Source organism: Aeromonas simiae, from assembly GCF_000820125.1.
Classification (GTDB): Bacteria; Pseudomonadota; Gammaproteobacteria; order Enterobacterales; family Aeromonadaceae; genus Aeromonas; species Aeromonas simiae.
The window spans coordinates 192467-198498 of sequence record NZ_CDBY01000007.1; the positions used below are offsets into that span (position 1 = coordinate 192467).

Consider the following 6032-nt stretch of genomic DNA (forward strand, 5'->3'; position numbering starts at 1 on the left):
TTGTTTCGTCGGATCACTTAGTGCAGGCCGATGATGTCGCCATGCTCGTCGATGTCGATATGGCGATAACCGGGCAGGCTGCCGAGCCCCGGCATGGTCATCACCGGGCCGCACAATACATAGATGAAGCCGGCACCGGTGCAGGCAACCAGCGCCTCCACCGGCAGGACGAAGCCGGTCGGCACCCCCTTGAGGGTCGGATCATGGCTGATCGAAAGCGGCGTCTTGGCCATGCACAGTGAGAGGTGATCGAGCCCCTGCTGGCTCAGCATCTCCAGCTGGGCCTTCGCGGTGTCGCTCAGGCGCACGCCGCTCGCCCCATAACCGCGCTCGGCCAGGGTGGTGAGCTTGTCGCGCAGAGGCAGGGCCGAGGGGTAGAGCCAGCGCGGTGCCGAGCCCTGGATGGCGGCCTCGATCACGGCGTCGGCCAGGGTGGTGGCGCCCGCGCCCCCCTTGGCAAAGGCCTCGCTGAGGGCGGCTGAACGGGCCCCGGCCAGGCAGGCCTGGGTCATCACCCAGTTGAGCTCCTCGTCGCTGTCTTCCGGGAAACGGTTGAGGGCCACCACCACCGGCATACCGTAGCGGCGGGCATTGCCGATGTGCCAGCGCAGGTTCTCCATCCCCAGCTCCAGCAGCTGCTGGTTGGGGGCGGTCAGTTCAGCGGGAGGGCGCTGGCCTGGGGCAAAATCGAAGGCGCCGCTGTTGGCCTTGATGCCGCGCAGGGTGGCGACCAGCACCACGCAGGCCGGTTGCAGGCCGCTTTGGCGCGCCTTGATGTGGAAGAACTTCTCGAGCCCCATGTCGGTGCCAAAGCCCGCCTCGGTCACCACATAGTCGGCGTGACGCAGGGCGATGCGATCGGCGATCACCGAGGAGTTGCCGTGGGCGATGTTGGCAAAGGGGCCGGCATGCACCAGCACCGGGGTCTGCTCGCTGGTTTGCATCAGGGTCGGGGCGATCGCCTGTTTGAGGAGGGCGGTCATGGCGCCTGCCACTTCCAGATCCTCGGCGGTGATCGGGGTGCCGTCGACCGCCTCAGCCAGCCGGACTCGGCCGATGCGGGCGCGCAGATCATGCAGATCGCTGGCCAGGGCCAGGATGGCCATCAGCTCGGAGGCGGCGGTGATGATGAAACGTCCCTGCCGCTCGACCGCCGTCTCATCGCCCAGCCCCAGCGTGACCCGGCGCAGGGCACGATCGTTCATGTCGACCACCCGTGGCCAGAGAATATGGCCGATGTTGAGGCGCGGCAGGCCGGTTTGAGCGGTGAAGTCATCACCGAGCTTGCGCTCATGGTAGAGGCGAGCATCCAGGGCGGCGGCGGCCAGGTTATGGGCGGCGCCGACCGCATGAATGTCACCGGTCAGGTGCAGGTTCATCGCCTCCATCGGCACCACCTGGGCATGGCCGCCGCCAGCGGCGCCCCCCTTGACCCCGAATACGGGGCCAAGGCTCGGCTGGCGCACGCAGGCGATCGACGAGGCCCCGCGTCGGTTGAGGCCCATGGAGAGCCCCAGCGTGGTCACCGTCTTGCCCTCCCCGAACGGGGTCGGGGTGATGGCGCTGACCAGGATCAACTTGCCGCTCGCTGCCTTCGATTCGCGCAGCAGGGCCGGGTCGATCTTGGCCATGTGGCGACCGTAGGGGTGGACAAAGCGGGAGGGGATGTCGAGACGCACGGCCAGCGCATCTGCTTCCAGCAGGGTGCTGTGGCGGGAGAGGGCGATATCGCTTAGCATCGGACTCCTTGTTGGATCTGCGTTCCAGAATGAAATATGGATGGTTTGCGAGCGCCTAGTGTATCACCTGGGGGAACTCCGTGAGTGACAATATATTATCCAAGGATGAGGGGGGCGCGACCGTCCTCATCGAGCTCGATCTCAACGCCCTCTACCATCCTCCCAAGGTGCCGCTGACGGCGCTCTCCTTGTTGGGGGCGCTGGCCCCCCTGTTCGGTTTTGGCTGGCAGGCGCTGACCCAGGACAGGGAGAGCCACTTGCGGGCCGAGCTACGCCGGCGGATCCGCAAGGAGCGTACCGATCTGGCCAACCTCACCCTGACGCTGCAACTGGCGGCCCTGCTCGAGTGCCACCGGCTGCGTATCCACCTGCCTGCGCCGGTACCGGCCGACCTGCTGGCGCAGCTTCGTCACCGGCTGCCGGGGTGGCAGTTGGCCGGTGAGGAGAGGGTGCTGAGTGCGCAGTGGGTCGGCGCTTCCTCGTCAGCCCCGGCTCAGCCGGCGCCCTGATCCCAGTAGTGGGGGGCGGCAAAGCGCTGCTCGATGAAGTCGATAAACAGGCGCACCTTGGCCGAGACGAAGCGGCGGTGCGGGTAGATGGCGCACAGCGGCATCGGTTCGGGTTGCCACGCGCCGAGCACGGGCACCAGCTCGCCACGGCGCAGTGGCTCGCCGACGATGAAGCTGGGTTGCAATATGATCCCCATGCCGTCGATGGCCGCCCGGGTCAGGGCGACGCCGTTGTTGGTGCGTAGCGGCCCCTTTGGTTTGAGCAGCACCCGCTCCTCACCACGGCGCAGCACCCACTCGGGCTGGCTCAGTCCATAGACGAGGCAGTCGTGCTGGCGCAGATCCTCCGGGGTGAGGGGCGTGCCGTGGCGCGCCAGATAGGTCGGGCTGGCGCACAGCAAGATTCGCATCATGGCCAGCGGCCGCGCCACCAGTGAGGAGTCGGGCAGATGACCGATGCGCAGCGCCAGATCGAACCCCTCTTCCACCAGTGCCACCCGCCGATCGCTGTAGTCGATGTCGAGGTTCAGATCCGGGTAGCGGGCACGAAATTCGGGCAGGATGGGGGAGAGGTGCAGATAGCCAAAGTCCATCGGCACCGAGAGGCGCAAAGTGCCTTGTGGCTGCTGGCTGTGGCGGGTCAGCTGGCTGTGGGTCTCTTCCAGCTCGGCCAGCAGGGCCACGCAGCGCTGGTAGTAGAAGTGGCCGGCCTCGGTCGGGGTGACCCGGCGGGTGGTACGCGAAAGCAGCCGGGTCGAGAGCGACTCTTCGAGCTGCTGCATCAGCTTGGAGGTCATGGCCACCGAGATGCCGAGCTGGGCGGCTGCCTTGGTAAAGCTCTGGCTCTCGACCACCTTGACGAAGGTACGCATCGCCGAGAACTGCTCCATTATTGACCTCTGGTTGATAATTGACCCATAGATCGCAAGATTATCACACTCAGAGCTGGGTGGGGGATGAGGGGGCCATTTTGCCGATGGGATCACAACAGGGGGTTGTTTGGCTCTATTGTGATGGGGCATCCGGCGTGATGCGGGGCCGCGCAGGTGTTGATATATCGCTCACTGCCCCCCCGATGGTGATTGTGGGTCACCCCGGTTTTCGCTAAAACGGGATCTCCCGCGCCAGCTCCATGTGGAGAGCACTGGCCCACCGTTCGTATCAAGGAGGCTGGCGTTGCATCATATCGGCGTTGAGCACCGCTTCTTTCATCATTTCACCGCCGAGGGGACGACCCCGGATCTCTGCATCCTGCTGGTGACCCACCTGCTACCGGATCGGCCGCTCTTTATCGAGACGCTGGCGCAGATCGGCCGTATCGGCGCCATCTTGCCCAAGCCTAAGTCGATCCATGCCGACACCCTGGCCTGGGTGGCGCGCCAGTACCCCATCATCGAGCTGGATCGCCGCTGGACCGCCTCGCCGGGGGATATGCTGGCGCGTGTACTGCCGCTGCTGCGGCCCCATGAGCGGCTGCTCATTCTCGACATCGGCGGTTACTTTGCCACGACGCTGGCGGCGCTGCACCGCGCCTTGGGGGAGCGCTTCCTCGGGGTGGTGGAGATGACCGAGAATGGCCACCAGCGTTATGAGGCGCAGGCTGCCCCGCAGGTGCCTGTGCTGTCGGTGGCGCGCAGTTTTCTCAAGCAGGCCGAGGATGTGCAGATTGGCCTGAGCGTGGTCTATTCGGCCGAATCCTTGGCGCGCAGCCTCAATCGCACCTTTAACGCCTGCCAGGCGGCCCTGTTTGGTTATGGCAAGGTGGGCCACAGCATCGCTGCCGAGCTGCGCCGGCGCAACCTCTGGCTCGATCTGGTGGAGACCTGCCCGCTGCGCCAGGTCGAGGCGCTCTCCCACGGCTTTCACCTCGCCGACAAGGCCAGTGCGCTGGCCCGGGCCGAGCTGGTGATCTGCGCGACCGGCAACGGCGCTCTCTCCAGTGCCGATCTGTTGCTGCTGCAAGATGGCGCCATGCTGGCCTCGGTCACCTCGGCCGACGATGAGTTTGCCTTCACCCTGGCCGAGCTGGGCTGGCCGAGTCAGGAGATTTGCCATCGGGTGTTGCGCCTTGCTCGCCCCGATGGCACCTTCATCTACCTGCTCAATCGCGGGGAAGCGGTCAACTTCGTCCACGGCGCCGTGATCGGGGAGTATGTCTATCTGGTGCTGGCCGAGATCATTGAGGGGGTCAGGCTGCTGGCGACCCGCCAACGAGCGGGCGGGCTGCATGAGCTGCCCACCGCGGTGATGCGCGACATAGCGCGGCTCTGGCTGGCCGACTTTCATGGAGTTAAGGGATGAAACCGAGAATCGAGATCCGTTATTGCACCCTGTGCCGCTGGATGCTGCGCGCCGCCTGGCTGGCCCAGGAGCTGCTTTCCACCTTTGACGGCGAGCTGGGCGAGGTGGCGCTGGTGCCGGCCAGCAAGGGGGAGTTTCGCATCCTGGTCGACGGGGTATTGGTGTGGGATAGGGTGACGGACAACGGCTTTCCCGAGGCCAAGGAGATCAAGCAGCGGGTGCGCGATGTCATCGCCCCGGAGCGGGATCTGGGGCACAGCGATCGCCGGCCCCAGTGAGTGTTATTGAACTTGAGTCTTCGGCCACGGCAGCAGGTCGAGCGCCCGGTAACACCAGCCCAGCAGGGGAGTATGAAACAGCCAGGCCGCCACCAGCAGGGTCAGCGGCAGGGCGCCACACAGGATGTCGCTCAACCAGTGGGCGCCGCTGAGCAGGCGCGGGGTGGCGAGCACGGCCAGCAGTGGCAGCAGCCAGACCAGCTGACGGCGCTCAAAGCGGTAGCAGGCAAAGAGCGCGAAGGTCAGAAAACCGATGCCGTGATCGCTTGGAAAGGAGCCGGAGGAGGCGTCCTTGGTGTGCAGATCGGGCACCAGGGTGGTCACCCTCAGCGCCATCTCGTGCACTAGGGTGGGGCTGGGACGCTCCACCGGCAGCAGCTTACCGAGCGCTACTTGCAGCGAGAAGCTACCGGCCATCAGCAGGATCAGCAGCAGCAGGTAGTGACGCTCGCCCCTGTGGGTCTGCCGGGCATGTTGCAGCACCAGCAGCCCCATGGTGAGGGCGATGGCGCCATCTACCCAGCGCTGGTTGGCGCGAGCCACCAGATAGGCCCAGCTCGGGTGGCGCAACCACTCATTGGTCAGGTGAAACAGGGCCTCGTCGATGCCTTGCCAGGCGCCCAGCCACCAGCTGGTGAACAGGAGCAGGGCCAGCAACTGATAGCCCCCCCACAGACGAAAATTCCAATGTGATGCCATGCAATCCTCTCTTTATTGGTCGATGGACACTCTTTTCGGTGCGTGATCGGCGTAAAAGAGAAAATTCTAGTGATTGACATCACAATAACAATCGCCTTGCGGGGACAAAATCTTTAGCAATTGTTACAGCCGCGCCGCCGCCCCTTCCTGGTGCGGGGTGATGTAGCGCTGCCGCTTGCTCGCCTTGAGGTGGGCCAGGCTGACCCACACCAGGCCGTCGATGCAGTGGCCAAACGCCGGATCGACCCCGAAGTCGAGAAACTGCACGCCGCCCGGCTCGCACAGATCCGCGTACTGCTTGTAAAGAGGGGGGATGGCGCAACCGAGGTTGCCCAGCTGCGCCTTGAGCTCGGCCAGTGCCTGACGGTACTGGGGCGCGGGCAGGGGGCTCGGCTGTGGCCGTGGATAGGGGCGATAGGAGCGGGCCAGCACCTCGTCGGCACCGAAGTGGCGCTCGAAAAAGTGGACCAGCAGCGCGCGCGCCGCCTCGGGCAGGGTGCCCGAGA

The 6032-nt window shown here is 65.4% G+C and carries 6 protein-coding genes and 1 pseudogene; 3 read left to right on the plus strand and 4 right to left on the minus strand.

All coding sequences use genetic code 11. The features are described 5' to 3' along the window. Positions 1–17 precede the first annotated feature (17 nt). Complete coding sequence (locus tag BN1134_RS01510; RefSeq protein ID WP_042044823.1) at positions 18–1739, minus strand: formate--tetrahydrofolate ligase; 1722 nt, start codon at positions 1737–1739, stop codon at positions 18–20. Between the two features lie 80 nt (positions 1740–1819). Between BN1134_RS01510 and BN1134_RS01515 the strand changes: the two genes are divergently transcribed. Beyond that, on the plus strand, positions 1820–2248 hold the full coding sequence (locus BN1134_RS01515) for a hypothetical protein (protein ID WP_042044824.1): 429 nt from the start codon (positions 1820–1822) through the stop codon (positions 2246–2248). Here the strand turns inward: BN1134_RS01515 and BN1134_RS01520 are convergent. Continuing rightward, positions 2233–3138 carry a LysR family transcriptional regulator gene (locus tag BN1134_RS01520; RefSeq protein WP_042044825.1) on the minus strand — a complete coding sequence of 302 codons (906 nt, stop codon included), beginning with the start codon at positions 3136–3138 and terminating at the stop codon, positions 2233–2235. The genes BN1134_RS01515 and BN1134_RS01520 overlap by 16 nt on opposite strands. 286 nt (positions 3139–3424) lie before the next feature. On the opposite strand from BN1134_RS01520, the gene BN1134_RS01525 reads away from it, so the two are divergent. Together BN1134_RS01525 and BN1134_RS01530 are read left to right on the plus strand one after the other, a co-directional pair. Beyond that, positions 3425–4549: a Rossmann-fold NAD(P)-binding domain-containing protein gene (locus BN1134_RS01525; protein WP_042044826.1), complete on the plus strand. Its 1125-nt coding sequence runs from the start codon at positions 3425–3427 to the stop codon at positions 4547–4549. After that, complete coding sequence (locus BN1134_RS01530) at positions 4546–4827, plus strand: Rdx family protein (RefSeq protein WP_042044827.1); 282 nt, start codon at positions 4546–4548, stop codon at positions 4825–4827. The genes BN1134_RS01525 and BN1134_RS01530 overlap by 4 nt, the downstream gene beginning before the upstream one ends. Positions 4828–4830: 3 nt before the next feature. Here the strand turns inward: BN1134_RS01530 and BN1134_RS01535 are convergent, their stop codons facing one another. Next, complete coding sequence (locus BN1134_RS01535; protein ID WP_052449395.1) at positions 4831–5526, minus strand: phosphatase PAP2 family protein; 696 nt, start codon at positions 5524–5526, stop codon at positions 4831–4833. A gap of 123 nt (positions 5527–5649) precedes the next feature. Beyond that, positions 5650–6032 (minus strand): annotated as a pseudogene (locus tag BN1134_RS19905) (GNAT family N-acetyltransferase); the annotation flags it as partial.